The organism is Novosphingobium sp. (assembly GCF_031424035.1).
Lineage (GTDB): Bacteria > Pseudomonadota > Alphaproteobacteria > Sphingomonadales > Sphingomonadaceae > Novosphingobium.
Window position 1 is genome coordinate 1 of sequence record NZ_JANPGP010000052.1, and the last position, 26,237, is coordinate 26,237.

The 26,237-nt window shown below is 63.1% G+C and carries 27 protein-coding genes and 2 pseudogenes; 19 read left to right on the plus strand and 10 right to left on the minus strand.

What is annotated here, in order from left to right; all coding sequences use genetic code 11:
- Both RMO89_RS07935 and RMO89_RS07940 read left to right on the plus strand, forming a co-directional pair.
- A partial coding sequence (locus RMO89_RS07935; RefSeq protein ID WP_310532355.1) for a TauD/TfdA family dioxygenase occupies nt 1-208 on the plus strand: 208 nt, incomplete at its 5' end.
- Between the two features lie 35 nt (nt 209-243).
- Nucleotides 244-1,092 carry a TauD/TfdA family dioxygenase gene (locus tag RMO89_RS07940; protein WP_310532356.1) on the plus strand — a complete coding sequence of 283 codons (849 nt, stop codon included), beginning with the start codon at nt 244-246 and terminating at the stop codon, nt 1,090-1,092.
- A 175-nt stretch (nt 1,093-1,267) separates the two neighbouring features.
- Here the strand turns inward: RMO89_RS07940 and RMO89_RS07945 are convergent, their stop codons facing one another.
- Nucleotides 1,268-2,794 carry an MDR family MFS transporter gene (locus RMO89_RS07945; protein WP_310532357.1) on the minus strand — a complete coding sequence of 509 codons (1,527 nt, stop codon included), beginning with the start codon at nt 2,792-2,794 and terminating at the stop codon, nt 1,268-1,270.
- 146 nt (nt 2,795-2,940) lie between these two features.
- Between RMO89_RS07945 and RMO89_RS07950 the strand changes: the two genes are divergently transcribed.
- Genes RMO89_RS07950 through RMO89_RS07960 form a run of 3 tightly spaced genes read left to right on the plus strand, consistent with a single transcriptional unit; the run spans nt 2,941 to nt 5,912 of the window.
- A complete protein-coding gene (locus RMO89_RS07950) occupies nt 2,941-3,777 on the plus strand; it encodes a TauD/TfdA family dioxygenase (RefSeq protein WP_310532358.1) in 837 nt (278 codons plus the stop codon).
- A gap of 25 nt (nt 3,778-3,802) precedes the next feature.
- Nucleotides 3,803-5,068, plus strand: a complete 1,266-nt coding sequence (locus tag RMO89_RS07955; RefSeq protein WP_310532359.1) for an MFS transporter — start codon at nt 3,803-3,805, stop codon at nt 5,066-5,068.
- Nucleotides 5,061-5,912, plus strand: a complete 852-nt coding sequence (locus RMO89_RS07960) for an SMP-30/gluconolactonase/LRE family protein (protein ID WP_310532360.1) — start codon at nt 5,061-5,063, stop codon at nt 5,910-5,912. Before RMO89_RS07955 ends, RMO89_RS07960 begins: the two co-directional genes overlap by 8 nt.
- Before the next feature lie 193 nt (nt 5,913-6,105).
- Here the strand turns inward: RMO89_RS07960 and RMO89_RS07965 are convergent, their stop codons facing one another.
- Nucleotides 6,106-6,663: a nuclear transport factor 2 family protein gene (locus RMO89_RS07965; protein WP_310532362.1), complete on the minus strand. Its 558-nt coding sequence runs from the start codon at nt 6,661-6,663 to the stop codon at nt 6,106-6,108.
- Complete coding sequence (locus RMO89_RS07970; protein ID WP_310532363.1) at nt 6,638-7,960, minus strand: MFS transporter; 1,323 nt, start codon at nt 7,958-7,960, stop codon at nt 6,638-6,640. The genes RMO89_RS07965 and RMO89_RS07970 overlap by 26 nt, the downstream gene beginning before the upstream one ends.
- A gap of 178 nt (nt 7,961-8,138) precedes the next feature.
- On the opposite strand from RMO89_RS07970, the gene RMO89_RS07975 reads away from it, so the two are divergent.
- The 10 genes from RMO89_RS07975 (at nt 8,139) to RMO89_RS08020 (ending at nt 18,787) form a co-directional block, all read left to right on the plus strand.
- The gene (locus tag RMO89_RS07975; protein WP_310532364.1) at nt 8,139-8,774 is read left to right on the plus strand and encodes a hypothetical protein; all 636 of its coding nucleotides are present in this window, start codon (nt 8,139-8,141) and stop codon (nt 8,772-8,774) included.
- Nucleotides 8,775-8,830: 56 nt separating this feature from the next.
- On the plus strand, nt 8,831-9,391 hold the full coding sequence (locus RMO89_RS07980; protein WP_310532366.1) for a hypothetical protein: 561 nt from the start codon (nt 8,831-8,833) through the stop codon (nt 9,389-9,391).
- Nucleotides 9,366-9,554: a hypothetical protein gene (locus RMO89_RS07985; RefSeq protein WP_310532368.1), complete on the plus strand. Its 189-nt coding sequence runs from the start codon at nt 9,366-9,368 to the stop codon at nt 9,552-9,554. Before RMO89_RS07980 ends, RMO89_RS07985 begins: the two co-directional genes overlap by 26 nt.
- A 288-nt stretch (nt 9,555-9,842) precedes the next feature.
- Nucleotides 9,843-10,637 carry an outer membrane protein assembly factor BamD gene (locus RMO89_RS07990; RefSeq protein WP_310532369.1) on the plus strand — a complete coding sequence of 265 codons (795 nt, stop codon included), beginning with the start codon at nt 9,843-9,845 and terminating at the stop codon, nt 10,635-10,637.
- A 67-nt stretch (nt 10,638-10,704) separates the two neighbouring features.
- Entirely contained in the window at nt 10,705-11,151 is a 447-nt protein-coding gene (locus tag RMO89_RS07995; protein ID WP_310532371.1) for an Rrf2 family transcriptional regulator, read from the plus strand.
- A 109-nt stretch (nt 11,152-11,260) separates the two neighbouring features.
- Complete coding sequence (locus RMO89_RS08000) at nt 11,261-11,440, plus strand: YezD family protein (RefSeq protein WP_310532373.1); 180 nt, start codon at nt 11,261-11,263, stop codon at nt 11,438-11,440.
- Between the two features lie 104 nt (nt 11,441-11,544).
- The gene (locus RMO89_RS08005) at nt 11,545-14,049 is read left to right on the plus strand and encodes a TonB-dependent receptor (RefSeq protein ID WP_310532375.1); all 2,505 of its coding nucleotides are present in this window, start codon (nt 11,545-11,547) and stop codon (nt 14,047-14,049) included.
- Between the two features lie 168 nt (nt 14,050-14,217).
- The gene (gene recN, locus RMO89_RS08010; RefSeq protein WP_310532376.1) at nt 14,218-15,882 is read left to right on the plus strand and encodes a DNA repair protein RecN; all 1,665 of its coding nucleotides are present in this window, start codon (nt 14,218-14,220) and stop codon (nt 15,880-15,882) included.
- Nucleotides 15,882-17,936, plus strand: coding sequence for an NAD-dependent DNA ligase LigA (gene ligA, locus RMO89_RS08015; protein ID WP_310532377.1), 2,055 nt, complete (start codon nt 15,882-15,884; stop codon nt 17,934-17,936). Before recN ends, ligA begins: the two co-directional genes overlap by 1 nt.
- Nucleotides 17,937-17,974: 38 nt before the next feature.
- On the plus strand, nt 17,975-18,787 hold the full coding sequence (locus RMO89_RS08020) for a TauD/TfdA family dioxygenase (RefSeq protein WP_310532378.1): 813 nt from the start codon (nt 17,975-17,977) through the stop codon (nt 18,785-18,787).
- A 3-nt stretch (nt 18,788-18,790) separates the two neighbouring features.
- Here the strand turns inward: RMO89_RS08020 and RMO89_RS08025 are convergent, their stop codons facing one another.
- From RMO89_RS08025 to RMO89_RS08050, 6 genes are all read right to left on the minus strand, one after another.
- Nucleotides 18,791-19,141, minus strand: coding sequence for a PilZ domain-containing protein (locus RMO89_RS08025; protein ID WP_310532379.1), 351 nt, complete (start codon nt 19,139-19,141; stop codon nt 18,791-18,793).
- 101 nt (nt 19,142-19,242) lie between these two features.
- On the minus strand, nt 19,243-20,148 hold the full coding sequence (locus RMO89_RS08030; protein ID WP_310532380.1) for a 50S ribosomal protein L11 methyltransferase: 906 nt from the start codon (nt 20,146-20,148) through the stop codon (nt 19,243-19,245).
- Complete coding sequence (gene bla / locus RMO89_RS08035; protein ID WP_310532381.1) at nt 20,145-21,059, minus strand: subclass B3 metallo-beta-lactamase; 915 nt, start codon at nt 21,057-21,059, stop codon at nt 20,145-20,147. Before bla ends, RMO89_RS08030 begins: the two co-directional genes overlap by 4 nt.
- Complete coding sequence (locus tag RMO89_RS08040; protein ID WP_310532382.1) at nt 21,049-21,771, minus strand: SDR family oxidoreductase; 723 nt, start codon at nt 21,769-21,771, stop codon at nt 21,049-21,051. The genes bla and RMO89_RS08040 overlap by 11 nt, the downstream gene beginning before the upstream one ends.
- A gap of 269 nt (nt 21,772-22,040) precedes the next feature.
- Nucleotides 22,041-22,397 carry a type II toxin-antitoxin system RelE/ParE family toxin gene (locus RMO89_RS08045; protein WP_310532383.1) on the minus strand — a complete coding sequence of 119 codons (357 nt, stop codon included), beginning with the start codon at nt 22,395-22,397 and terminating at the stop codon, nt 22,041-22,043.
- A gap of 2 nt (nt 22,398-22,399) precedes the next feature.
- Nucleotides 22,400-22,663: a type II toxin-antitoxin system Phd/YefM family antitoxin gene (locus RMO89_RS08050; protein WP_310532384.1), complete on the minus strand. Its 264-nt coding sequence runs from the start codon at nt 22,661-22,663 to the stop codon at nt 22,400-22,402.
- Between the two features lie 178 nt (nt 22,664-22,841).
- Between RMO89_RS08050 and sdhC the strand changes: the two genes are divergently transcribed.
- The 4 genes and pseudogenes from sdhC to RMO89_RS08070 form a co-directional block, all read left to right on the plus strand.
- Nucleotides 22,842-23,285, plus strand: coding sequence for a succinate dehydrogenase, cytochrome b556 subunit (sdhC, locus tag RMO89_RS08055; protein WP_310532385.1), 444 nt, complete (start codon nt 22,842-22,844; stop codon nt 23,283-23,285).
- Nucleotides 23,286-23,297: 12 nt separating this feature from the next.
- Entirely contained in the window at nt 23,298-23,681 is a 384-nt protein-coding gene (gene sdhD, locus RMO89_RS08060) for a succinate dehydrogenase, hydrophobic membrane anchor protein (RefSeq protein WP_310532386.1), read from the plus strand.
- Entirely contained in the window at nt 23,681-25,489 is a 1,809-nt protein-coding gene (gene sdhA / locus RMO89_RS08065) for a succinate dehydrogenase flavoprotein subunit (protein WP_310532387.1), read from the plus strand. Before sdhD ends, sdhA begins: the two co-directional genes overlap by 1 nt.
- Before the next feature lie 177 nt (nt 25,490-25,666).
- A pseudogene (locus RMO89_RS08070) lies at nt 25,667-25,864 on the plus strand (LLM class flavin-dependent oxidoreductase); the annotation flags it as partial.
- 93 nt (nt 25,865-25,957) lie between these two features.
- On the opposite strand, the pseudogene RMO89_RS08075 reads toward RMO89_RS08070, so the two are convergent.
- Nucleotides 25,958-26,221: pseudogene (locus RMO89_RS08075) on the minus strand (TauD/TfdA dioxygenase family protein); the annotation flags it as partial.
- Between the last annotated feature and the right edge of the window lie 16 nt (nt 26,222-26,237).

The following is a 26,237-nucleotide window of genomic DNA, read 5'->3' on the forward strand; positions in this document are numbered from 1 at the left end:
GAAGGCCAGCCAGCGGCTGCTGCACGGCCTGCGCGAATTCGCCACTGGTGAGCCTTATACCTATCGCCATGTCTGGACCGTTGGCGATACGGTGATGTGGGACAACCGCACCTCGCTGCACAAGGCGACGCCCTATGATCCCGCCGCGCGCATGATGCACCGCACGATCATCAAGGGCGGTGAGGCCTGGGAAATCACCAAGGCCTGATGGCCTTTCCAACCAACACCAATGGAGTTTCACCCATGGCAACCGCCGCAGATGTCAGCCTTCGCGCCGAAGCGATCAAGCCGAAGATCGGCACCCGCGTGCTCAACAGCAAGGAAGAGCTGCTGACCGGCAAGATCTCGGCTGAAATCCGCGACCTGCTGGAACAGCGCGGCGTGCTGGTCTTCCCGCAGATCAATTTCACCGATGAAGAACAGATCGCCTTCACCAAGACGCTGGGCAAGTTCGCCCCCGAGCGCGCCGGCGGCGACGAGGTGATCAGCAAGATCACGCTTGATCCCGAAGAAGCCGGCGAGAGCGCGGAATACCTCAAGGGTTCGCTCTATTGGCACATCGACGGCACGCGCAACGACGTGCCGATCCTCGCCTCGTTGCTGTCGTGCAAGCAGCCGAGCCCCAAGGGCACCGGCAACACGGGTTTTGCCAACTGCTATGCCGCCTACGAGGGATTGTCCGATGAGGACAAGGCGGCTTACGACGATCTCAAGGTGCTCCACGCACCGTGGGCGACCGTGTTCTACCACGAACCCGAGCCGAGCCTTGAAAAGCTCAAGGGCTATATGCGCATTGGCGAAAACGAATTGCCGCTGGTGTGGAAGCACCAGTCGGGCCGCAAGAGCCTGGTGCTGGGCAATACCGCGCAGTCAGTCGTCGGCAAAAGCCCTTCGGAATCCGCGCTGATCCTCCACGGCCTGCGCGATTGGGCAACCTCGGAAGCGTTCACTTACAGCCACGAATGGACCGCTGGCGACATGGTGATCTGGGACAACACCGGCACGGTGCACCGCGCCGAATGGTACGATCCCGATTGCGGCCGCATGATGCACCGCACCAAGCTGGAGGGCGAGGAGCCCTGGCAATCCTGAGCAGGTAGAGGGGCTTGCACAAGAAGTTGCGCGTCATCCCGGCGAAGGCCGGGACCCAGACATAACAGACAAGCGACGTCGCCTTGCGACGGCATTATTTTCTTCGCTGGGTCCCGGCTTGCGCCGGGATGACGATTCATTTTTTCGCAGGCCGCTTCAGCCGCTTTCGACGCCTTCAGTGATCCACGCTGGGGGCAGGTGCCGATTGCCCCAGTTTCTGCTTTTTCATCAGGAAGATCACCGGGATCGTCGCCAGCGCAACAAGGCACGACAGCCAGAAAGCATCGATCGTCGCCACCATCGTGGCCTGCCGCCAGATCTCCCCGGCTGTCCGCGAGAGCATGGCGGGATCACCAAAGTCCATCCCCGGCCGCGCCCATTCCAGCATCGGATTGTCGGGCCGCACACCCTCGACCAGCCGCGCGGATACTTGCGCCGTCTGCTGAACCGAAATCAGCGTCAGCGCGGATATGCCCATCGACTGGCCCAGGTTGCGCACCAGCGCGAACATCGCCGCGCCTTCGTTGCGATAGGCGGGGTTCAGGGTGGCAAAGGCCAGCGCCGATAGCGGCGAAATCAGCATGCCGCCGGAAAAGCCCTGAAAGGCCCCGGCGATCATGATCGGCATTTCGTCCGTCTGGAGGTTGAGGCCGGAGAACATGAACAGCGAAAGCACCGACATGCTCATGCCGACCAGCAGCAGCAGCCGGGCATCGATCAGCCGCATGATGCGCGTGACGATCAGCAGGCCGACGATCGTGCCGATTGCGCGCGGCATGTTGAGCAGGCCGAACTTGAAGGCGGAATAGCCGAGGAGGTTCTCGGTATACATCACCAGCATCGGGCTGGAGGCAAAGATGACCATGCCGACCACGGTGGAAACCAGCGTGCCGATGGCGAAGTTGCGATCCTTGAACAGGTCGGCCCGCAGGAAGGTGTCGCGCCGCGTGAACATGTGGACCATGAGCAGGTAGAACGAGAGCGCGACTATCCCTGCTTCGATGCATATCTCGGCGCTGTCGAACCAGTCGACCTGCTCTCCGCGGTCAAGGATCAGCTGGAAGCCGCCGACGAAAAGCGTGATCGTCAGGAAGCCAATCCAGTCGAACCGGGGCAGCTTTTCGTCGAGCACCTCGATGTGGGACAGCATCCCGATCAATGCCGCGATGCCGATCGGCAGGTTGATCAGAAACACCCAGTGCCACGAATAGTTGTCGGTCAACCAGCCGCCCAGCGTCGGCCCGAGCAAAGGCCCGACCATGGCGCCAAGCCCGGCATACGCCATGGCGGTCGGCTGCTTTTCGGGCGGGTTGATGTCGAGCAAGGTGGCTTGCCCCAGCGGGATCAGGCCGGCCCCGCCAAGCCCCTGGACTATGCGGGCCAGCACCATCAACTCGATCGACCGCGCCGATCCGCAGACGAGCGAGGCGAGGGTAAACAACGTGACCGAAATCATCATCACCCGCTTGCGACCAAACTTGCTCGCCAGCCAGGACGACAGCGGCATCATGACCGCGCTGGCTATCAGGTAGGAGGTCAGCACCCAGGCGATCTGGTCTGGCCCGGCTTGCAGATCGGCCATCATCTTGGGCACGGCGACCACGGTGATTGTCATGTCGATGGTGACAATCAGGGTCGTGATCATCACCGACGCAGTGATGAACGCCTTGCGCGCAGGCGAGGGATAAAGCAGCTGGGCCATTCGATGTATGCCGATAATAAGCCATGCTACTAATGGCAAGCCTGTTGCACCCTCAGGCATCGTTGCGGCGTCTTGACCGGCCTTGCGGCGCTGCCATAGTCCCGGCCGCAGCGCCGCGCAGAGGGCGCACCTGATGGAGAGTGGGCATGTGGGAGGTTTGCGACACCGCGCCGAAGATCGGCAGCCTGATCCGGGCGGACAAGGCGACTCTGCTTTCGGGAGTGCGCGCCGGCGAAATCCGCGACCTGCTGGAACAGCGCGGCGTGCTGGTGTTTCGCGGGGCGGGTCTCAGCGATGCCGAGCAGATCGAATTCACCAAGACTCTCGGCACTTTCGCCCACGAAAAGAGCGAGCAGCGAGCGGGGCAGGAGGGCGAGGACCACGTCTATCCGATCACCATGGACACGGCGATCAACCCCAATGCCGATTACCTGAAGGGCGCGTTTTTCTGGCACATCGACGGCACCATGGCGCAAGTGCCGATCCGCGCCTCGATCCTCTCCGCCCGGCGGCTGGCGGCAGAAGGCGGCGACACCGAATTCTGCAATACCTATGCCGCGTGGGATGATCTTCCGGATGATCTCAAGGCCAGGTGCGAGGGCCGACAAGTGATCCACTCGCTGTGGCGCTCGCAGCTCTATCACGATCCCGAACCCAGCTATGCCAAGTTGCAGCAATGGAAATCGTGCGGGGAAAACACGCTGCCGCTGGTCTGGACTCACCAGTCGGGCCGCAAGAGCCTCGTCCTCGGCAATACCGCGCAGCAGGTGGTCGGCATGGACGTCTCGGACAGCGAGGACCTGATGATCCGCTTGCGCGACTGGGCGACCAGTCCGCAGTTCACCTATCGCCACAAGTGGGAGATGGGTGACACGGTGATCTGGGACAATACCGGCACCATGCACCGCGCCACCTGGTATGCGGTGGACAGCGACCGGCTGATGCACCGCACCAAACTTGAAGGCGAAGAGGCCTTCGCCTGACACACTTTACCGACTGGGAGATTTCATGAGCGGCAACAGGGACGGCGCACTCGATGAATGGCGGCGATACGGCTTGCTGCCAATAGCGGCGGCACTGGGTTACGCGACCTGCGTGATCCACATCTACGGGCTCGGCGTGTTTATCGAGCCGATCTCGAAGGAGTTCGGCTGGACGCGCACGGCGACCACCGTCGGCCTCACGCTCTCGACCGTTTTCCAGGCGCTTTGCGCGATCCCCATCGGCATGGCGGTTGACCGCTTTGGCCCGCGCAAGATGGCGATCATCGGCGTGGTGCTGACCTGCGCCGCCTTCGCCAACCTGTCGAACGCGACCGGCGACATGGCCAACTGGTACGTGATCTGGATCGTCATGTCGCTCGCCTCGCTGCCGATTCAGGCGACAATCTGGACCAGCGCCGTGGCATCCCGCTTTCACGCCTCGCGCGGGATTGCGCTGGCGGTAACGCTGTGCGGTGCATCGGTGGCGCTGATCGTCTTCCCGTTCCTCGGCACCGAACTGATCCAGGCCTATGGCTGGCGCGATGCCATGCGGATCGAGGCGCTGATCTGGCTCGCTGTCGCCTGGCCGATCGTGATCTTCCTGTTCCGGGGCGCGCAAGACGACAAGAAGGCGATTGCCGCTGCCGCTGCCGAGGGCAAGACCGCCCCCTTGCTCCCCGGCATGTCGCTGATGGACGGCCTGAAGACCACGATCTTCCTGCGCCTGCTGATCGTCGCGCTGCTGTTCACCTTTGCCATGATCGGCCTCAACGTCCACTTCCCGCTGATCCTCAAGGGCTATGGCTTCACCGCGCTGGAGGCAGCGGGGCTGGCCTCGCTGATCGGCTGGTTCTCGATCCCCGGGCGCATCGTGACGGGCTTCATGCTTGACCGCCTGCGCGCCTCGCTGGTCGGCGCGGTGGCGTTCCTGTTTCCCGGCATAGCCTGCGCGATCCTGCTGTTCGGCGGGGGGAGCGGGCTGAGCGTGGCGCTGGCCGCAGCGTTTATCGGCTTCACGCTGGGGGCGGAAGTTGACGTGCTGGTCTATCTTACCACCCGCTATTTCGGGCTGAGGAACTTCGGCGGGCTCTATGGCGGCATCCTCGCCGCATTGTCGGTCGGCACGGCGTTCGGACCGCTCGCCGCCTCGCGCGTGTTCGACGTGTGGACGAGCTATGACCCGTTCCTGATGTCCACACTGGTGATGATTGGCCTGTCCAGCCTGCTCCTCGCCAGCCTGCCGCGCCCTCGTGCCGAACTCAACGAGATGAAGGAACCCGCCCTTGCCTGATTTTACCGAACTGACGCGCGGGTTTTACCTCGAAGGCCTGCTGGTCGAGGGCGAGGACGTGTGGTTCACCGACGTCACGCGCGGCGGGGTCCATAACCTGACCACCGGACAGACCGTCCTGCCTGATCGGACGATGATCGGCGGCCTGCTGATGAACTCTGACGGCGCGCTGCTGGTGGCCGGCGGGGGCGGAATCGACTGGGTGAACCCGCAAACCGGCGCGCAGGGCACGCTGGTTTCGGGCCTGGATGGTGTCAACGAAATGCGCTCGGACGGGCAGGGCGGCATCGTCTTCGGCACCATCGACCTGCCGGCGATCCTGAGGGGCGAGAAGCCCGGTCCCTCGTCCATCCGCCATCTCGCGGCCGACGGCACGCAGCGGATCATCAAGGAAGGGCTGGTCTTCGCCAATGGCCTGACCATCGATGCCGCCGGCACCTCGCTGCTGTTCAACGAGAGCTTCGTCGCCGTCCGCGCCTTTCCTATCGGACCGGACTTCGCGCTGGGCGATATGCGCACCCTGCTGGACAAGCCCGACTGCGACGGCATGGCGCTCGATGTCGAAGGCAACGCCTGGATCAGCGGCTTTTCGAGCAGCGACCTGCTGTGCCTTGATGGAACGGGGCGCGAAGTGGCGCGGCTCGCTCTGCCCGGCCCGGCCTGCACCAATGTGCGGTTTGGCGGGCCGGACATGTGCGACCTCTATGTCACCATCGTCGATCCGGCGGACGCGCAGAAGCTGGCCGAGGGCGCGCCGATCACCGAGCAGAACTCCGCCCTCTACCGCACCCGCGCTCCGGTTGCGGGGGCACCGCTGGGGCGCAGCGCGTTCGTGCTGGGCTGAGGCGGAGGTTGCGCATAACGTCAAATCAATCGTCATCCTGAACCCGTTTCAGAATCCATCGGGCCGCTGAAGCCGAAGCGTCGTCAAGCGCGCAACCGCGCCGCCGGGCACCAAAATGGTGACCTGCGGGCTGGGCGAAATGGATCCTGAAACAAGTTCAGGATGACGGAGTGGGGAGGGGTAGTGCCTTACCTCACCACCGCTCCCCATCATCGCCCACTTCGATCGGCCGCTGATAGCTCTTGTCTTCCTTGCTCCACACCGAGCGCAGGAAGCCCTTGCACATCGGGCCGTTCACCCATGCGGCCGAGCCATCCATCGACATTTCCACCGTGCAGCGGCGGTAAAGGATGCGCCATTCGCCATCACGCTTCTCCAGCCGGTCGAAATAGCGCCCCGGAGCGACCTTCATCTCCTGCTTGTCGGGCGAGAGCATCGTGCCGATTACATAGGTCTCGCTATGCGCAGTAGTGCCGTCGATCTCGCAGGTGTGGGTGGTGATGTTGTGCATCGTCGCGGAAAAGAACCGCGCGTGGCCGGCATTGGCTCGCGCGGGATAGTCGGGCGCCTTGGCGATGATCGGGCCGTGCTCGTCGATGCCATCGGGCCACCAGCAGGCGGCGATCAGGTCCACGTCCTGCCGGTCACGCCCGCGCGATTCCCGCATGATCACGTCAAGGATGTCCTGCCGGTCCTTCAGATAGCGCGTGGTCGCCAGCAGCTCTTCAAATTCCGATGGGGTGTTCGTCACGTGTAAGGTCCTCGTTGGGAGATACGGGCCGGGCCATCTGCACGCCGAGCCAGGTGGCAATGCCGCCCAGCACCAGCAGCGATCCGGTCCAGTTGGGATAGCCGGCGGCGATGATCTGCGCCGCCACCAGCGGCAGCAGCGCGCCGCCGATCATGCCGCCGAAATTGAAGGTGAGGCCCGTGCCGGTATAGCGCAGCCGCACCGGGAACAGGGTGGCGAGCCACGGCCCCAGCGTGCCGTTGTTGTAGCCGAGCACCAGCATCGTGATGCACAGCACCACGCCGGCAAAGGGCAGTGAACCCAGCGACAGCGCCGGGCCATAGGCAAGGCCGCAGACCGCCAGCAGCAGCGCCCCGCGCGCCACCGGTACGCCGGGGCTGGTGCGGTCCGCCTTGCTCGCTCCGGCAAGGATGCCGGCGGCATAAAAGAACGGCGCGATCAACTGGATGCTCAGGAACGACTGCCGGTCATAACCGAACTGCGTCGTCGCCAGCGTCAGCGCGAAGGATGTGGACATATAGAACGCTGCAAAGGTCGCCACGGCCCCGGCGCTGCCCCAGATCAGCGCGCGGGGGCGCTCGGCAAACAGCGTGGCGAGCGGGACTGAGGCCGGGTGGCTCTTCGCCATCGCCGCCTGAAACTCCGGCGTCTCCGAAATCCGCAGCCGCACCCAGAGGCCGAGCACGACCAGCGCCGAGGACAGCAGGAACGGCAGCCGCCAGCCCCAGCCCATGAAGTCCTCTTTTGACAGCAGCGCGCCGAGCAGGAGGAACAGCCCGTTGGCCATGACCAACCCGATCGGCGCACCCAGCTGCGGCGCCGCACCAAAGCGCGCGCGCCAACCCGGCGGGGCATTCTCCACCGCCAGCAAGGCCGCGCCGCCCCACTCGCCGCCAATGCCCAGCCCCTGTCCGAACCGCAGCAGGCAAAGCAGGGCCGGAGCGATCCAGCCGACCTGCGCATAACTCGGCAGAAAGGCGATGGCCGTGGTCGAAACGCCCATCAGCAACAGCGCGCAGACCAGCGTGACCTTGCGGCCCACCCGGTCACCGAAATGCCCGAACAACACCGCTCCCATAGGCCGCGCGACAAAGGCGAGGCCAAAGGTCATCAGCGAAAACAGCGTCTGCGCCGCCGGATCCTGCGCCGGAAAGAACATCGGCCCGAACACCAGCGCCGCGGCGGTGCCGAATATGAAGAAGTCATAATACTCGATCGTCGACCCGATCATCGCGGCAGCCAGCACGCGGCGGTTCGCGGCGATTGGTCTGGCTGGCGGTGCGGATTGCTGGACCATGCGTGCGGCTTCCCCTCTTCGGCGGGAAGGTATTCTGTGTTGGTCGGCGGGGGTCAAGCGGGAGGAGGGGATAACGTGGGGACGGTGGGGGTGGTGAGCAAGATCGCTGCTGGAGAACTAAGGCCTCCCGTGTCAGGATAAATTCTTAGAGTAATGATTCGAGGCTAGCGAAATCCGCATGGAAACAAAGCAGACGAAGTCAAAAGAAGAACTTGAGGAGGCTCTTCTTCGCCAGATTTTGAACTTTAGGAGGTCAGCTAAACACTTTGATGAAGGGGCCCTCGAAGAAGCCGAGAGATTAGCTTCTGTCATCTACATATTGTGTGATGAATCTAGGCACCAAAGATCACTTCTGAGAAGTTTAAATCTCCGCAATGTGCATAAATTCCCTGACACTGGGATGCGTCCAAAGGGGAATACATTTTACGGCGGGCCCCCCTTGCTCAGACTGTGGAAGGAGGGTGGTGAGATAGTCTGTTATGTGCCCGCTTTAAGCGATACGCATTTTCTCACTGAGTTGCATTTCCGCCATTGGTGGGAGCAAGCGGTTTTTACAAATTCTCACGGCAGAGATTTGTCGAGAAAAGAACTTGTCTTTCGGCTAAGGTCGCAAGATGGCGGAGGGCACGTAGATAAAGACAATAAAGGTCTTGAGTACATAGATTTCAAATCAAATAAAAGGCACCACACGTTTTCCGCAGATTTGGTCTTAAGCTCGTCGACGCCAAATGTCCCACTTATAAATGCGCATTGGCTAACAATGCGTCAGATCGCATGGGAAGTAGACTGGGTCCTCAAAAAATTAGGCTATTGAATAAATTCAGTTAAATCACGCCTTGCCACACCAACACCACCCGCTAACTTCCGCCCATGCCGCCACCAACTACCTACCGCCCTGAATTCGAGGCCGCGCTGCGCCTCTATGCGCAGGTCAGCGAGGCCATGCATCGGCGCGGGTTTCAGCGGCCGATCCTTGTTGGTGGGGCGGCGGCGGAGTTCTGGTCGCTTTCGGCGATCAGCACGGGGGACTTTGACCTCTGCACGTTCCGGCAGGATATTCTGGAAGAGGAAATGCAGAATTTCGGCTTTGTGCGCCCTTCGGGTCGGGGCCAGATGCTGAAGGGCTGGATTCATCCCGAACTCAAGCTGGGGTTCGAAGTCGTCGCTGACACGCCGATGGATGGCAATGTGGACGCGGCGCATATCCGGCTGGTCGAACCTCTCGGGGAAACGGCGCTGTTTCGCGTGATCTGCGTTGAAGATCTGATTGCCGACCGCATGGGGCAATTCGCATCGGGCACCGCGCCGGATCGCGGGGAACAGGCGCGGTTGCTCTTGGCGCTTCACCCTGATGCCGATTTGGTATATTTGGAACGCCGCATCCGCGAAGAGAGCATGGGCGATTATGGCGTCGAAGACATCACGGGTTGAGGCAGAAGAGCCGGTCATCAAGATGGCCGATCTTGCCGCACGCCTTGCCAAGCGCCGCGCCGAACTCGGCAATCCCGAGCTTCCCCGCAACTCTGGCAAGAACCGCACGCAGTCCAAGCGCGCGTTGCTCAAGGCTATCGAGGATATCGGCGGCAAGTGGTGAGGGGGCGGGGGCGCGAAAGCGGTTTCCTACATCGCCGGCACCTGTCAGAATGCGCGCCATGACCTGTTATCACAGGCCCTCGCCATGAGCCGGGCCGCGATCCGCACAGCCTTTCCCGAAAGCCGCGCCGCCAGCGCGGCTTTCGTGCATCTGGGGCTCCCCCTAGGGCGCGTTATGGAAATGGTTTGCGGGTGTGTTTCATCAACTTGCATTTCGCGCAACTGGCCGGGGGAAAAAGGCTTTCGCTTTCACTTGGCGTTCAGGCGCGTGGTGGCTATAGACCCGGCCATGTTCAAGCAATCGCCGATCAAGCTCGCTGTTCTCGCACTCGCCGCTGGCGGCGTGCTGCTCACTTCCGGCTGCGGGGGGACCCGCAAGAATCGCGATACGGCTTATGTCGCCCGCGATGTGGAAACGCTCTATGCGGCGGCGAAGGACCAGCTCGATCGCGGTGACAGCAAGGTTGCGGCAGTGCTGTTTGACGAGGTTGAGCGCCAGCATCCGTACTCGCCCTGGGCGCGCCGGGCCCAGTTGATGAGCGCGTTTTCCTATTACGCGGGCCGCGATTACGCCAAGTCGATCCAGGCGGCGCAGCGCTTCCTGTCGATCCACCCGGGCAACAAGGACGCGCCTTACGCCTATTACCTGATCGCGCTGTGCTATTACGAGCAGATCAGCGACGTGACGCGCGACCAGAAGGCGACGACTCAGGCGCTCGACGCGATGAACGAAGTTGTCCGCCGTTTCCCGGCGACGCGCTATGCCGTCGATGCCCAGCTCAAGCTTGACCTCGTCAAGGATCACCTTGCCGGCAAGGAAATGGAAATCGGCCGTTTTTACGAGCGGTCGGGCAAGTGGCTCGCCGCGCAGCTGCGCTTCCGTGAAGTGATCGACAAGTATCAGACCACCTCGCACACGCCCGAGGCACTGTTCCGCATTGTGGAAACCAACCTCGTGCTCGGCCTGCCGGGCGAGGCGCAAAAGGCTGCCGCCGTGCTGGGTGCGAACTATCCCGGCAGCGAATGGTACGACCGCGCCTACAAGCTGATGCAGAAGCACGCAGCCGGCACTGTCGCCAGCTGATTTGTGCCAGCGGGGAGTTTCTACTCCTCCGGTTGACATGTAGGATATTCGGGCGTTTTGTGAGGCCATGCTTTCGCAAAAGACCCGTTACACGATCCGTGCGCTCCAACACTTGTCGGACACTTGGCAACAGGGTCCGGTGCGGCTGGATGTGATAGCGGAAACGCAGAATATCCCGCGCAAGTTCCTCACCGTGATCCTCTCGGAAATGGTGCGCGAAGGACTGGTAATCTCGCACCGGGGCCGGGATGGCGGGTATGAACTGGCTCTGGCTCCGGTTGATGTCCGGTACGGCGATATCATTCGTCTGACGCGCGGAAGTCTGGCCCTCGTTCCATGTGCAGCGCGCAATGCCTATGAGCATTGCCAGAACTGCCTGCCCGAAGCGGAGTGCCGCTTGCGCGGATTGATGCTGACCTTGCGGGACGAAATGGCCGCCATGCTCGACAAGGTAACGCTTGCTGACGAGATCGTGGTCGAGCCGCCCTTTCCGGAAGAACCAACGCCCGCGTGAGGGTGTAGCAATCTTCGTCGCAAAGAAGTTTCGCTTCATCGACGACAAGCGAATCTCCTATTGTCTAGTCAATCAGTAGAGTTATCATCGCGAGCATAGGAGGCACGCGATGGATTCGAACCGTGATGATCGCAGCAAAGGTCCGGCTCACAGCCCAGGCAGTGGTACAACGGCGCTGGATGCCGTTGCCGAAGCCGTATCCAGGCTGCGCTACGGGGCAATCGAGCTGACCGTCCATGATGGCCGGGTCGTCCAGCTCGACGTGACCGAGCGTCGCCGCTTCTCCTGACACACTCTCCCCGGCTGGGCGGCTTTCATCAGGCCGTGACCAGCTATCCCCCTGATGCAGACCGGACCGCCGGATGCATCCATTCCCTTACCAAAGGATTGGAAATGCATTCGTTCGTCCGCAGCGGCCTGTTGGCCGCGACTTCACTCGGCGCGCTTTGGGCAGCGCCCGCCTTTGCTCAAACCACCTCGACAATCGCTCCCGTTGCTGCTGGCGCCGAGGGCGACGGCACGGGGCAAGCCGCACAGACTGAAGACGATAATCCCAGCCGCGGCGATGTTATCATCGTCACCGCGCGCCGCCGGCAGGAAACAGCGCAGGCTGTCCCGCTCGCCATATCGGTGATCCGCGGCGATTCGATTGAATCGACCGGCAACTTCAATGTCACCAAGCTGCCGCAGCTTGCCCCGACACTGCAGGTCTACACCTCCAACCCGCGCAACACCTCGGTCAACATTCGCGGGCTGGGCGTGCCGTTCGGGCTGACCAGCGACGGCTTTGAGCAAGGCGTCGGGATCTATGTCGACGATGTCTACAATTCGCGCGTTGCGGCGGCGACTTTTGACTTCCTTGACGTCCAGCAAGTCGAAGTGCTGCGCGGACCACAAGGTTCACTTTACGGCAAGAACACCACGGCGGGCGCGATCAACATCACCACCAACCAGCCGACGTTCGAGTTCGAAGGCCGGGCCGAACTGACCCTTGGCAACCTTGATTACAAGCAGGCCAAGGCGGCCATTTCCGGTCCGCTGTCGGAAACGGTTGCTGCGCGTCTCGCCATTTCCTCGACCAGCCGGCGCGGCACGATCTATAACGTGACGACCAAGCGCTGGATCAACGAGCAGGACAATATCGGCCTGCGCGGCCAGTTGCTGTTCAAGCCGAACGATGATCTCAGCATCACGCTTTCCGGTGATTACAGCCGGCAGGACGCCTATTGCTGCGGCACCTCATTCGTTCGTGTCGGGCCGACACAGCGCGCGCTCAGCCGGCAGTATGATGCCCTTGTTGCTGCGGTCAACGCGGCGACTCCGGGGAGAAATTACGCTGTGCCCAGCAGGAACGTCTATGATCGCCTGACCGACATCGACGCCCCGCTGCAGGCCGGCAATATCATCGGCGGCGCTTCGGCGCGGGTGAAGTGGAATGTTGGTGCGGGCACCTTCACCTCGATCAGCGCCTGGCGCTTCTGGGACTGGAAGCCGCAGAACGACCGCGACTTCTCGGGCCTGTCGATCGTCTCGGCATCAAACAACCCATCGCAGCAGGACCAGTATAGCCAGGAATTCCGCTACAACTACGAAGGTGACAAACTCGATTTCGTGGTCGGCCTGTTCGGCTTCAAGCAGCGGATCGATACCCAGGGCCTCGAACGGCAAGGCTCCGACGCCAGCCGCTGGAGCCTGACTGGCGCTCAGGCTGCCGATCCGAGCATCCTTTCGGGGCTGACGGCCAATAACACGCAGTACCTGAAGAGCGACAGCGCAGCGCTTTACGGTCAGGCCAGCTACAAGCTGACCGATGCCCTGACGATCCAGCCGGGCCTGCGCCTGAACTATGACAAGAAGGAAGGCTTCTATCAGCGCGTCGTCACGACAGGTGCAGGCACGGTCATCAGTTGCTCGCCTGCTCCGGCAGCGGGCACGGCGCTCGCCGCGCAATGCGGTGTCTACCAGCCGCAGACCACTTCGCCCACAGCGAGCAAGTGGAACTTCAGCTATGACATCAATCTGAACTACAAGGTTGTGCCCGATGTTCTGGCCTATGCGACCTATGCCAAGAGCTTCAAGACGCTGGGCATCAACCAGAACGGCCTGCCGCTGACCACGGCGAACGTGCCCGATCTGACCGCCAGCACGGTGAAGCCGGAATCGGTCAATCACTTTGAAGTGGGAATCAAGACCCAGTTCTGGGATCGCCGCGCAACCTTCAACCTCTCCGCCTTCCTGACGGAGATCCGGGACTTTCAGGCAACAGTGAACGGCGGCCAGTTCGGCACGGTGCGCGGCTATCTCGCCAATGCCGAGAAGGTCCGGTCCGCCGGTATCGAAGCGGACTTCAAGATCCGGCCGAGCGACCGGTTCACCGCCTATGCCAACGCGGCCTATACCGATGCGAAGTACGTAAAGTTCAGCAATGCGCCGTGCCCGCCTGAGCTTTCCGGCGGTACATTCGTGGCGGCAGACGGCAGCCAGGCTCCCGGGCCGGCCGGGGTTCCCGGATCGCTCAGCCCGCGTTCGTGCGACATTTCGGGTCAGCAATTGCCCGGTGTGTCGAAGTTCGCCTTCTCCTATGGGGCAGAGCTCAACCAGCCCGCGAACCTGCTTGGCAAAGAAGGTCAGGTCTATCTTGGCGTTGATGGCAATTACCGCTCGGACTGGAACTCGAATGCCTCACCGTCGATCTATACCAAGGTCGAAGGCTATGCGCTGACCAACTTCCGCGCCGGTTTCCGCGGCGATGGCTTCGATGTGTTCGGCTGGGTGCGCAATGCCTTCGACGTCGAGTACATCGACCTTCTGCAGGTAGCCCCCGGCAATACCGGACTCATCGCGGGCACCGCGGGCGATCAGCGTACCTGGGGCGGCACTATCAAGTTCTCGTTCTGATCGGTTGCCGAAAGGCGAGTGCGGGAAGGGGGGCAGCGGCAGCGCTGACCCCCTTCTTGTTGATATTGTAGCGCCAAACACAGGACTTGCGGGGAGAATTGCGCGGTTGCCTTTGCGGGGCGGACAATTTGCCGCTAGAACCCGTTTTGTTCTGGCAATTGGGCGTCCATGCTTACCCGGCTTTCCATCCGTAACATCGTGCTGATCGAGGCGCTGGATCTTGATTTCTCTCGCGGGCTTGGTGTGCTCACGGGGGAAACCGGGGCGGGCAAATCGATCCTGCTTGATGCCTTGGGCCTGGTGCTGGGCGACCGTGCCGATTCCGGACTGGTGCGTGCCGGCGAAGACAAGGCGAGCGTGGCTGCAAGCTTCGAATTCAGCGCATTGCCGCCCGCCGTCGCCGCCGTGCTGGGTGATGCGGATATCGAGATCGAGCCCGGAGAAGCGCTGGTCATAAAGCGGCAGGTCAAGGCCGATGGCGGATCAAAAGCTTCGATCAACGACCAGCCGGTGGGCGTGGCATTGCTGCGCGAAATCTCCGCCTCGCTGGTTGAACTTCATGGCCAGCACGATGATCGCGGACTGGTCAATGCGCGCGGTCACCGCGCACTGCTGGATCGCTATGCCCGCGGTGATGTTGCTGGCGTCGAAGCAGCGTGGCGGGCATGGCGGCTGGCGGAAGACGCGCTGGCACAGGCCCGCGCTTCCATCGAACAGGCGAGCACTGATCGCGACCTGCTGTTGTCATTCCTCGCCGAACTGACCACGCTGTCGCCGGAAGAAGGCGAGGAGGCCGAACTGGCCGAGGCGCGCGCGACCATGCAAAAAGGTGAGCGCCTTTCCGGTGACCTTGGTGAACTGCAGCACTTGTGGGCCGGTTCCGATTCCGCGCTCGCCTCCCTTCGCGGCGCAGCGCGGCGGCTGGATCGCATCGCCACCGAACATCCGCTGCTCGCCGAAGCGCTAGCCGCGCTGGACCGTGCAGTAATCGAAGCGAGCGAGGCCGAAGATCGGCTTAACCGCGCCGCTGAGGCGCTCACCCATGACCCCGCCATGCTCGACCGAATCGAGACGCGGCTGTTCGAACTGCGCGCTGCGGCCCGCAAGCACAATTGCCAGGTCGATGACCTGCCGGCCAAGGCGCGCGACATGCGCGCCACGCTGGATGCCATCGAGGGCGGCGAGGCGGAACTCGGCGAACTTGAGGCGCGCGCCCACGAATCCGGGCTCCATTATCAAGCCCTTGCGGAAACGCTGTCGATCACCCGCTATGAGGCGTCACAGCGGCTGGACAAGGCGGTTGCGGCCGAACTTGCACCGCTCAAGCTCGATGCGGCGCGGTTCAAGACGCAGATTTTGCGTCTGCCCGAAGATCGCTGGGGACCGGGCGGCATGGATGCGGTCGAATTCCTTATCGCCACCAATCCCGGCGCTGATTTCGCCCCGCTCGGCAAGATCGCCTCAGGCGGCGAACTTTCGCGTTTCATCCTCGCGCTGAAGGTTGCCCTGGCAGAAGAAGGCGGCGCCGCGACGGTGATCTTCGACGAGATCGACCGCGGCGTCGGCGGCGCGGTTGCCAGCGCAATCGGCGATCGCTTGGCGCGGTTGGCGGCAGGAGGGCAGTTGCTCGCCGTCACGCATTCGCCGCAAGTCGCGGCGCGCGGCAAGACCCATTACGTCATCGCCAAGTCGAGCGAAGGCACGGTGACGCGCACTTCGGTTGGCTTGCTCGATCAGGCGGGCCGACAGGAAGAAATCGCACGCATGCTCTCAGGGGCCGAGGTCACACCAGAGGCGAGAGCGCAGGCGGATCGTTTGCTGGAGGGAGTGTGATGCCGACCTCCGAAACCGAAGCCGCCAATGAACTGATGCGCCTGGCCAAGGCCATCGCGCATCATAACCGCCGGTATCACGCCGAGGATGCGCCGGAGATTTCCGACGCGGACTACGATGCACTGGTGCGGCGCAATGCCGAGCTTGAAGCCGCGTTCCCGCACCTTGTTCGGGATGACAGCCCAAGCAAGCTGGTCGGCCATGACGTTGCCGCCTCGCCGCTGTCGAAAGTGGCTCATGAAGTTCGCATGATGAGTCTCGACAATGCGTTCTCGGATGAGGAGGTTGAGGAATTTGTTGCGCGGGTGCGGCGCTTCCTGAATCTTCCCGACGGCACCGAATTGGCCATGACCGCCGAGGACAAGATCGATGGCCTGTCCTGTTCGCTGCGCTATGAAGGCGGCAAGCTGGTGCGTGCTGCCACGCGCGGTGACGGGCAGGTGGGCGAGGACGTGACTGCCAATGTCGCGATGATCGCAGACATTCCGCAGCAACTCATCGGCGCCGTACCGGCTGTCTTTGAGGTGCGTGGCGAGGTTTACATGGCCAAGTCGGACTTCGTTGCCCTGAACGCGGCGCAGGATGTTTCCGGCGGGAAGCTTTTCGCCAACCCTCGCAATGCGGCGGCGGGGTCGCTTCGACAGAAAGATGCGCGCGTCACTGCCAGCCGACCTTTGCGGTTCCTTGCCCACGGCTGGGGCGCAGCGAGCGACGTACCAGCAGATAGCCAGTTCACGATTATGCATCGTATCGCAGAATGGGGCGTACCGGTTTCACCGCTACTGACCCGCTGCGAAAATGCTGCACAGATGCTGCAACATTACCGCAGCATCGAAAAGGCCCGGGCGGACCTGCCGTATGACATAGACGGCGTGGTCTACAAGGTGGACCGGCTCGACTGGCAGGGGCGCCTGGGCTTTGTGGCCAAGGCACCGCGCTGGGGTATGGCGCACAAGTTTCCAGCCGAACGCGCCGAGACAACGCTGGAATCGATCGACATTCAGGTCGGCCGGACCGGTAAACTGACGCCGGTCGGACGGCTCAAACCAGTGACTGTTGGCGGGGTCGTTGTGCAGAACGTCACGCTGCACAACCGCGATGAGATCGGCCGGCTTGGCCTACGGGTAGGGGATCGGGTCGTCCTCCAGCGCGCCGGCGACGTCATTCCGCAAGTGGTCGAGAACCTGACTCGTGAGGACGTCCGTACCCCTTTTGCCTTCCCCGATCACTGTCCCGAATGCGACAGCGAGGCGGTTGCCGAGGAAGGCGAGGTTGACGTGCGCTGCACCGGCGGGCTGATATGCCCGGCGCAGCGGACGGAACGGCTCAAGCATTTCGTCAGCCGCGCAGCGCTCGATATCGAAGGGCTGGGCGAGAAGACCATCGACGAGTTCTTTGCGCTCGGCTGGCTGGAAAGCCCGGCAGATATCTTCCGCCTGCGCCGCCGCCGTGATGCCATCCTTGAGCGCGAAGGCTGGAAGGAAAAGTCGGTCGATAACCTGCTCGCCGCGATCGAGGCGAAGCGTGAGCCAGATGCGGCGCGGTTGCTGTTCGGCCTTGGTATTCGCCATGTCGGTGCGGTGACCGCGCGCGACCTGTTGAAGCGCTTTGCCATTCTGCCGGCGCTGCGTGAAACCTCGCAAAAAGCGCATGGCGGCGATGCCGATGCGCTTGCGGAGATTTCTTCCATCGACGGGATCGGGCCTGCCGTGATCGAGGCGCTGGGGGATTTCTTCCACGAAACGCACAATCTTGCGGTGTGGGATGACCTGCTATCCGAAGTCTCGCCGCCGCCCTTTGTGGTCGAGACGAAGGCGAGCGAAGTATCGGGCAAGACGGTTGTCTTTACCGGCAAGCTCGAAACTATGAGCCGCGACGAGGCCAAGGCCCAGGCCGAACGGCTGGGAGCCAAGGCGGCAGGATCGGTCAGCGCCAAGACCGACCTTGTTGTCGCCGGGCCGGGAGCTGGCTCCAAGCTAAAGCAGGCTGCGGCGCTCGGCATCGAGGTGATCGACGAAGCCGCTTGGGCGGAGATCGTCCGGGCGGCGGTCTAGGGGTTGACTGGCGGTGCGTGCAGCGCAGTCTGCATCTCATGGATATTACCCCGTTTGGCATAGGCTTTGGTGCTCGCATTTCTGGCTTCGATGCGCTGACCGGCGGATCGGCGGATGAGGTCGCTGCGCTGCGTGCGGCCTTTGACGAACACCATCTTCTGATCCTCACTGACTGCGGCGTCCTCCCCGGCGAGCGCCATGCCGAAATTGCATCGTGGTTCGGGCCGGTCGGCGCGAATATCGGGGCAGATGGAAAACCGTGGACCTATCTCGACAACCGGGACACGGTGGGGCGCAATGAGCTTAAATTCCATTCCGATATCAGCTTCATGCCGGTGCCATTCCTTGGCCTCAGCCTGCATCCCACCGTGCTGCCGGACACCCCGACCGAAACAAGCTTCATCAGCACAGGGCTGGCCTGGGATGCACTGGATCAGGATCTGAAGGACCTTATGGCTGACCGGCGGGTGAAGCACGAATTTCTCGACGAGAGCACAGTTTCGGAGACCTTTCAGCACCTCCACTCATGGCACCAGGCGCGCATGGTGCACCCTCGCACCGGTAGGCCGGTTCTGTTTGTTTCCGAGAACAATGTCCGCGAAATCGAGGGCTTCAGCCGCGAGGAAAGCGCCCCGTTGCTCGCCCGTATTTTCTCCGCCCTCTATGCCGCCGAGCGCCGCTATGATCACGTCTGGCAACCGGGCGACTTCCTGATCTGGGACAACCGAACCCTGCAGCACGCCCGCCCGAAGGTTGCCGATCCTGCCGACGGTCTGCGGATCATGCAGCGCGTGGCGCTGGGAACTCACAGTTTCTCGGACCAGTTCGAGGCCCGCAGCGCCTCGGATTGAATCTTATTCCCAGATGCCTTGCGACCATTCGGAGGCGTGGGCGTTGCGGGTCAGCTTTTCATAAGCATCGCGGTTCTGGGTGATCCACAGCATGCCTTGCATGTCCTCCGGATCGACCGGGGTGTAGAAGCGGACGCCGCATTCGTTGCCGCGCACCCAGACCACGGTTCCGAACAAGTGCAGCTCGTGGAAATCGAGCCGCGCAGTCGCTCCCTTGGCGACCGAGCCGTCCACCTTCAGATGTGCGCCGATGGCCGATATATCGCCAAGCACGCAGCGCATCTGCTGGTGCGGCAGGGACAGCGCCGCGGGTACGCCAAGGTAAAGGCGGTTCGCCTTTCGCTGGCCCTGCATTGCGGGCGCCGTGGGTTTACGGGCAAGCACGCATGGACATTGTCACACAAAAGTTACGAATTGTTTCCTCGCCGTCAGGGCGACCGATCCTCCCTTCTGCCTTACCGCACGGCGCGCCTGCGCAGCCACAGGATCGACCAGTCACCGTTGACCAGCCTTGCCGCCAGACGCATCCCCGCCCTGCGGCACGCGCGGCGGACTTGCGCTTCCTGCGTTTCGAGCAGGCCGGCGAGCAGCAGGTGTCCGCCCGGAACCAGCGCCTTGGCGAAGTCGGGCGCCATGCCGATCAATGGTCCGGCGAGGATGTTGGCGATCACCAGATCATAGGGCCCGCGCGCTTCGAGCAATGGGTGGTCCATCCCGTCAGCGGCGAGCATCGTCACTTCGCCGGCCCCGCCGCCCATCGGCACGCCGTTGGCTGCAGCATTGTCCTGGACAACGTCGATGCAGACCTGATCGATGTCGCTCGCCGTCGCCAGCGCGCGCGGCCACAAGTGCAGCCCGGCAAAGGCGAGCAGGCCCGTGCCGGTGCCAATATCCGCCAGATTGCGGATCACCAGTCCTTGGCGCTTCATGTGAGTCAGCATGGCAAGGCAGCCGGCGGTAGTGGCGTGCTGGCCAGTCCCAAATGCCTGACTGGCGGGTATGCAATAGTCGCGCAGGCCCGGCTCGGTGATGGCCGGGTGCTCGGGCGTATGGACATGGAACGCGCCGGCGCGGATCGGCTCGAGCCCCTGCTGGCTGGAGGTCAGCCAGTCGACATCGGGCAGTTTCTCGATGGCAAACTTCGGCGCGCCGTCCGCAAACAGCGAGGCAATCGCCGCCTTTTCCGCCTTGCCCGGCTTGCCCGACAGCCAGGCCTCTAGCTGCCAGTCATCGGGCTTGTCCTCGGCAATCTCGCTGCCCGAAATGACGATGTCGGCGTCCCAGTCCCACGCATCCTCATGCGCGAGCAGGGCCCCCTCGATCACGGGACGAGGGGCGAAGGTGGTGATTTTCCAGCTCATTTCTTTACGGGTACCACAAGTTTTTCAGAAGCCAGTCGCGCGTCAAAGCGCTTGCCGGCGGCGTCGGCATAGGAGCGGCAAGCGCCGAACTGGACCAGCTGTTTGGCCCCCGACATGCGCGGGAACAGGTCGCTGGCTGACGGGTGCGGGGTGACGATGATGTCGCACGGCAGCGAGCCGATGGCCGACAGGCCGGAACGGACTTCGCCGATCCGCTTGGGATGATCGGTGAAGCGGTATCCGTCCGCCGAAATGGTCGATGCGCTGTCAGCATAGGCGATCGTGCGGCACACCGCGCCTTCGCATGTCCGCCAGGTCCAGCTCGTCGATCCGGGCGAATGGGCAGGGGTGGCATAGGCGGTGAAGCTCACTCCGCCGACGGTATGGCGACCCCGGTCCCGCACGGCGAAACTAACTGCCGCCGGCTGCATCGGGTTCTTCGCCAGCAAGTCTGCCTGCGGATCTTCGGGCGAGTGCTTGCCGCTGACCAGCGCATTGAACTGATAGGGACCGGCAATGACTTTCGCGCCGGTGGCCCGCTGGATCGCGGCGACCGCGCCAGCATGGTCCCAATGCTCATGGCTGACGAGGATCCACCTCACCAGCCGCAGCGAAAAGCCCAGCTTGCGGATATTCTCCAGCACCAGCGGCGCGGCTTCGGGCACGCCGCCATCAAGCAGGACGAGGCCCGCCTGCGTTTCGACCAACAGCGAGGTGATGCCGCAGGTTCCGACGTACCAGGTGTTCCCGTAAAGCCGTGCGGGCGGGGCGGGGTCGGCCCAGCCGTCCTTGCCCGCACAGGCAGCGGCGATGTTGCGGGTTGCTCCCGGTCGCGGCAGAAGAGGTTGGGCGAGGGCAGGAGCGGTGAGCGCGGCAGCGAGCGCCCCGGCAAGGACAAGTCTACCGAACATAACTGGCTCCATTGGCATCAAGTGTCGCCCCGGTCATGCTCTCGGGCGCATCGAGCGCGCAGAACACAGCAATAGCGGCGATTTCCTCGGGTGCGGCGACCCGGCCGAGCGGAATATCGGCAAGGATGCCGCTGCCGCCCCGGCTGGCGAGATAGTCCCCCGCCATGGCCGTATCGGTAAAGCCGGGGGTGATCGCATAGCTCATGATGCCTTCGGCCGCATATTGCCGGGCGATGGTCTTGTGCATGGCGAGCATCCCGCCCTTGGCTGCAGCATAGTGCCAGTGATCGGGTGAATCCCCCCGGTGCCCGGCGCGGCTGGCGATGTGGACCACGCGCCCGCCGGTGTCCTCCGCCAGCCAGTGCTTCACCGCGAAACGGGTGAGTTGCGCCGCGCTGGTCAGGTTGATGCGCAGCGTATCTTCCCACGAATCGAGCCACTGGATGTCTGAAACGTCGATCGGGTTGGCCTCGAACAGGCCGGCATTGTTGATCAGGATGTCGATGTGCCCGCCCGCCATATCGAGCGCTTCTTCCCACAGCATCTGCGGGGCGACTGGCTCGGCGAAATCGGCGGCGATCATGTCTTCACCGTCCATGCGCGTCGAATGGCCGATAACCCGCACGCCGCGATTCCGCAGCGCCTCGGCAATCGCCGCCCCAATCCCGCGAGAGGAACCGGTGACGAGGGCAGTAGTGGAGGGATCGGGCATGGCGCGGTTTTGGCGCAAGCCGGGGGCGGGGGCAAGGGCGCGGTTACATGTCGATCCGGCGATTGCGCGAAATGCAAGTTGATGAAACACACCCGAAGTGCACGCGTGGAATTCTCCATAGGCGATGCCCCAGACGCACGAAAGCCGCGCTGTGGGCGCGGCTTTCGGGAGGCGTAATGCGGATGCGGCGACGCTCACGGAGCGGGCCTTTGGGATGGAATCATGCGGGGAGGATGTCAGGTTCTGGGCGTGTAGGACAGAGGCGAAAATCACCCCAACCGCAACACCCGCTCCTCAAGCAGTGCCCTGAAATCCCTTCGTGCATCAGCGACCAACATCACAGTCAGTCGCGGCTCCGCGCCTTCAGTCGCGGGCAGGTAGATCACCCGAAACGGCGGCAGCGAAATCTGGCGGTAGGTCGCAATGCCCAGCACTTCCAGCTCTGGCGGCACCGGGCCGCGCAGGGGATAGGTGCCGAGCGCCTCGATTACACTGATCAGTTCGGCCAGCAGCCGCTCCGCGCCGTCTTCGCCTTCCGCGCCGCGCTGAGCGAGACGGCGCCGAAAGATGGCGCGCAGGTCTTCTTCGGCCCCGCGTGTGATGAGGACCGGAATTGCGTCAGGCATTTTCAGCCCTTGCGAATGCGGTCCGCAAGGCCGGAAACGGGTCTGATCTGGCCCTGTGCGATTTCCGCCTGTCCGAGTGCGAGCACCTTGAGTAGCGCGAGAGTTTCCTGCGCCGCCTCATAACTGCCGACATCCTGCAACACGGCCTTCGCCTCGCCGTTCTGCGTAATGATCATCGGCGCGGCACCTTCGCCAAGCTCGCGGATGATTTCGGCGCTGTTGGCTTTCAAATAACTGATCGGCTTGATGCGGTCATGTGCGCCCATGGCGAAGGCTCCAGTCGTAATTCGGACCGAATATAGTCCGGACTTGCTGGCCCCGCAACTGCCATCGCCCCCACAATCCCCGCAGCACCCGCTTGCACCTTGGACCTTTTTGGCTAAGGGGGTGCCAGCAAGGCGCGTCTCGCGCGCGAGTCAGACAAGTACAGGGGAAGCACGCCCGATGGCCAAGGCCTCAAACCGTCCGATGTCACCGCATCTGCAGATCTGGCGCTGGGGGCCGGGGATGCTGCTTTCGATCCTGCACCGCGTTACCGGCAGCGGGCTCGCCACCTTTGGCCTCGGCCTGCTGCTGTGGTGGCTGGGCGCGCTGGCATCGGGCGCCGATGCCTATGCCGTGTTCCAGTCGTGGGTCTGGGCCGATCTTTCCAGCCTGGTGTGGAGCGGTTCGGACATCATCCGTTCGCTCATCCGCGTGGTGTTGAAGATCGTGGTGATCGGGCTGACCTGGTCGCTGTTCCAGCACCTGCTTTCGGGCCTGCGCCACTTCGTGCTCGATATCGGTGCGGGCTATGAGCTCGATACCAATAACCGCACGTCCGCAATTCTTCCTGTGCTCGCCCTGCTGCTTACCGCCGGGTTCTGGGCACTGATCCTGCTTCGCTAAGGGATACCGACAATGGGTAACGGAACTTCCATCGGAAGCGTGCGCGGACTGGGTTCGGCGCATTCGGGATCGCATCACTGGCTGCTGCAACGCTTCACCGCGATGGGCAACCTGATCCTGATCGCTTACCTGCTCACCGCAATCGTGTTGTTGCCTGATCTCAGCTTCATGGTCGTGCGTCACTGGATTTCGCAGCCTATCCCGGCGACCGCCGTGGCCCTGCTGGTGATCAGCCTGTTCTGGCACGCACGGCTGGGCCTGCAGGTCGTGGTCGAGGATTACGTCCATGATCACGCCAACAAGTTCGCGGCCCTTGCTGCGCTGAACCTCGTCGCTTTCGGCGGGACGGCCTTCGGGGTCTTCTCTATCATCCGCATCGCTCTCGGAGCCGCATAATGACCGCGCCAGCTTACAAGATCATCGACCACACCTATGACACCGTGGTCGTCGGTGCCGGCGGTTCAGGCCTGCGCGCCACGATGGGCAGCGCCGAGGCTGGACTGAAAACCGCCTGCATCACCAAGGTGTTCCCCACCCGCAGCCACACCGTGGCGGCACAGGGCGGCATCGCGGCGTCCTTGCAGAACAACACGCCCGATCACTGGACGTGGCACATGTTCGACACCGTCAAGGGGTCGGACTGGCTGGGCGATCAGGACGCGATCGAATACATGGTGCGTGAAGCGCCTGAGGCAGTTTACGAGCTGGAGCACGCCGGTGTGCCCTTCAGCCGCAACGCCGATGGCACGATCTATCAGCGTCCGTTCGGCGGCCACATGCAGAACATGGGTGAAGGCCCGCCAGTGCAGCGCACCTGCGCCGCGGCTGACCGCACCGGCCACGCCATGCTCCACGCGCTCTACCAGCAGAGCCTGAAGTACGACGCGGACTTCTTCATCGAATACTTCGCCATCGACCTGATCATGGAAAACGGCCAGTGCCGGGGCGTGATCGCCATCTGCATGGACGATGGGTCGATCCACCGCTTCCGCAGCCATGCCGTGGTGCTGGCAACCGGCGGTTACGGCCGCTGCTATTACACGGCGACCTCGGCCCACACCTGCACGGGTGACGGCGGCGGCATGGTGCTGCGCGCTGGCCTGCCGCTGCAGGACATGGAATTCGTCCAGTTCCACCCGACCGGCATCTACGGCGCGGGCGTGCTCATCACCGAAGGCGCGCGCGGCGAGGGCGGTTACCTGACCAACTCCGAAGGCGAACGCTTCATGGAGCGCTATGCTCCTTCGGCGAAGGACCTTGCCAGCCGTGACGTCGTTTCGCGCTCGATGGCGCTGGAAATCCGCGAAGGCCGCGGCGTCGGCCCGCACAAGGACCACATCTTCCTGCACCTCGATCACATCGATCCCAAGGTGCTGGGCGAACGCCTGCCGGGCATTACCGAAAGCGGCAAGATCTTTGCCGGCGTCGACCTGACCCGCCAGCCGCTCCCCGTGGTGCCGACCGTCCACTACAACATGGGCGGCATCCCGACGAACTATCACGGCGAGGTGATGACCATCGGCGCTGACGGCAACCCCGAAACCACCGTCCCCGGCCTGTTCGCGGTGGGTGAAGCGGCCTGCGTATCGGTCCACGGCGCCAACCGCCTCGGCTCCAACTCGCTGATCGATCTCGTGGTCTTTGGCCGCGCTGCCGGACACCGCCTCAAGCAGCTCATCAAGCCGCAGTCGGCCCACGACGAACTGCCCAAGGACAGCGCTGACCTCGCGCTGGGCCGCCTCGATCACTTCCGCAATGCCAAGGGTTCGTCCTCGACCGCGGAAATCCGCGACGAGATGCAGCGCACGATGAGCCTCCACGCAGCCGTGTTCCGCAACGACGAACTGATGGTCGAAGGCAAGAAGAAGCTCGCCGCGACCTATGCCAAGATGCAGGACATCAAGGTCACCGACCGTTCGCTGATCTGGAACTCGGACCTGATCGAGACGCTGGAACTGGACAACCTGATCAGCCAGGCCACCGTTACGCTCCACGGCGCGCAGAACCGCAAGGAATCGCGGGGCGCCCACGCGCACGAGGACTTCCCCGATCGCCACGACGCCGAATGGATGAAGCACACCGCCGCCTGGTTCAACGGCTGGGGCGGCAAGGGCGGCGAGGTCAAGATCGACTACCGCCCGGTGCACGAATTCACGCTCACGGATGACGTGGAATACATCAAGCCGAAGAAGCGGGTTTATTGAGCCAGCGCTTCACAAGCGGAAAAACAAAGGGCCGGGGCGGAGACGCTCCGGCCCTTTGCGTTGAAAGGCGATAAATCCCCCTTGCTATTGAAACGGTTCAGGTGACATTATGCCCCGGCAAGGCGAACGCGCGCTGCGATTCGCTGCACGGGAAAGGATCACCTCATGCGCGTCGGCATGCACCTCGGTTACCAGAATCTCGATGGCACGCCGGATCACGAGTTCTTCCTGCGCGAAACCAAGCTGGCGGTTGAGGCCGAGGCGATGGGGTTCGATTATGTCGGGCCGGTCGAGCATCACTTTACCGACTATGCGGCCTGCCCGGATCCGTTCGGCATGCTGTCCTATGTCGCGGCGCGGACGTCGAAGATCGATCTGATTACCGGCGCGGTGATCCTGCCGTGGAACAATCCGCTGCGCGTGGTCGAGCAGGCCTTCGAGCAAGTCATGGCTCTCGGCGAAATGCATGTTTTCGACATGCGAGGCCGAGGTCGACAGCACCAGCGACTTGCGCCCGGACTTGTGGCGCCAGACCAGCGGATGCGTCACCACCGGGTAGCTGCACCACACCGCGAATTCCTCGGGCGTCACGTCGCGCATCGCCGGGAACAGCGCCGCCTGCATCGTGTGGACCACCCGCAGCGTCGCATAGTAGTCCTGCTCGTCGCCCGGCAGGTCCTCGAACGCGGCATAAGTGCTGGCGAAAAGCGTATCGCCGCCCTGGTTGGCCATGCGGACCGGCGTGAAC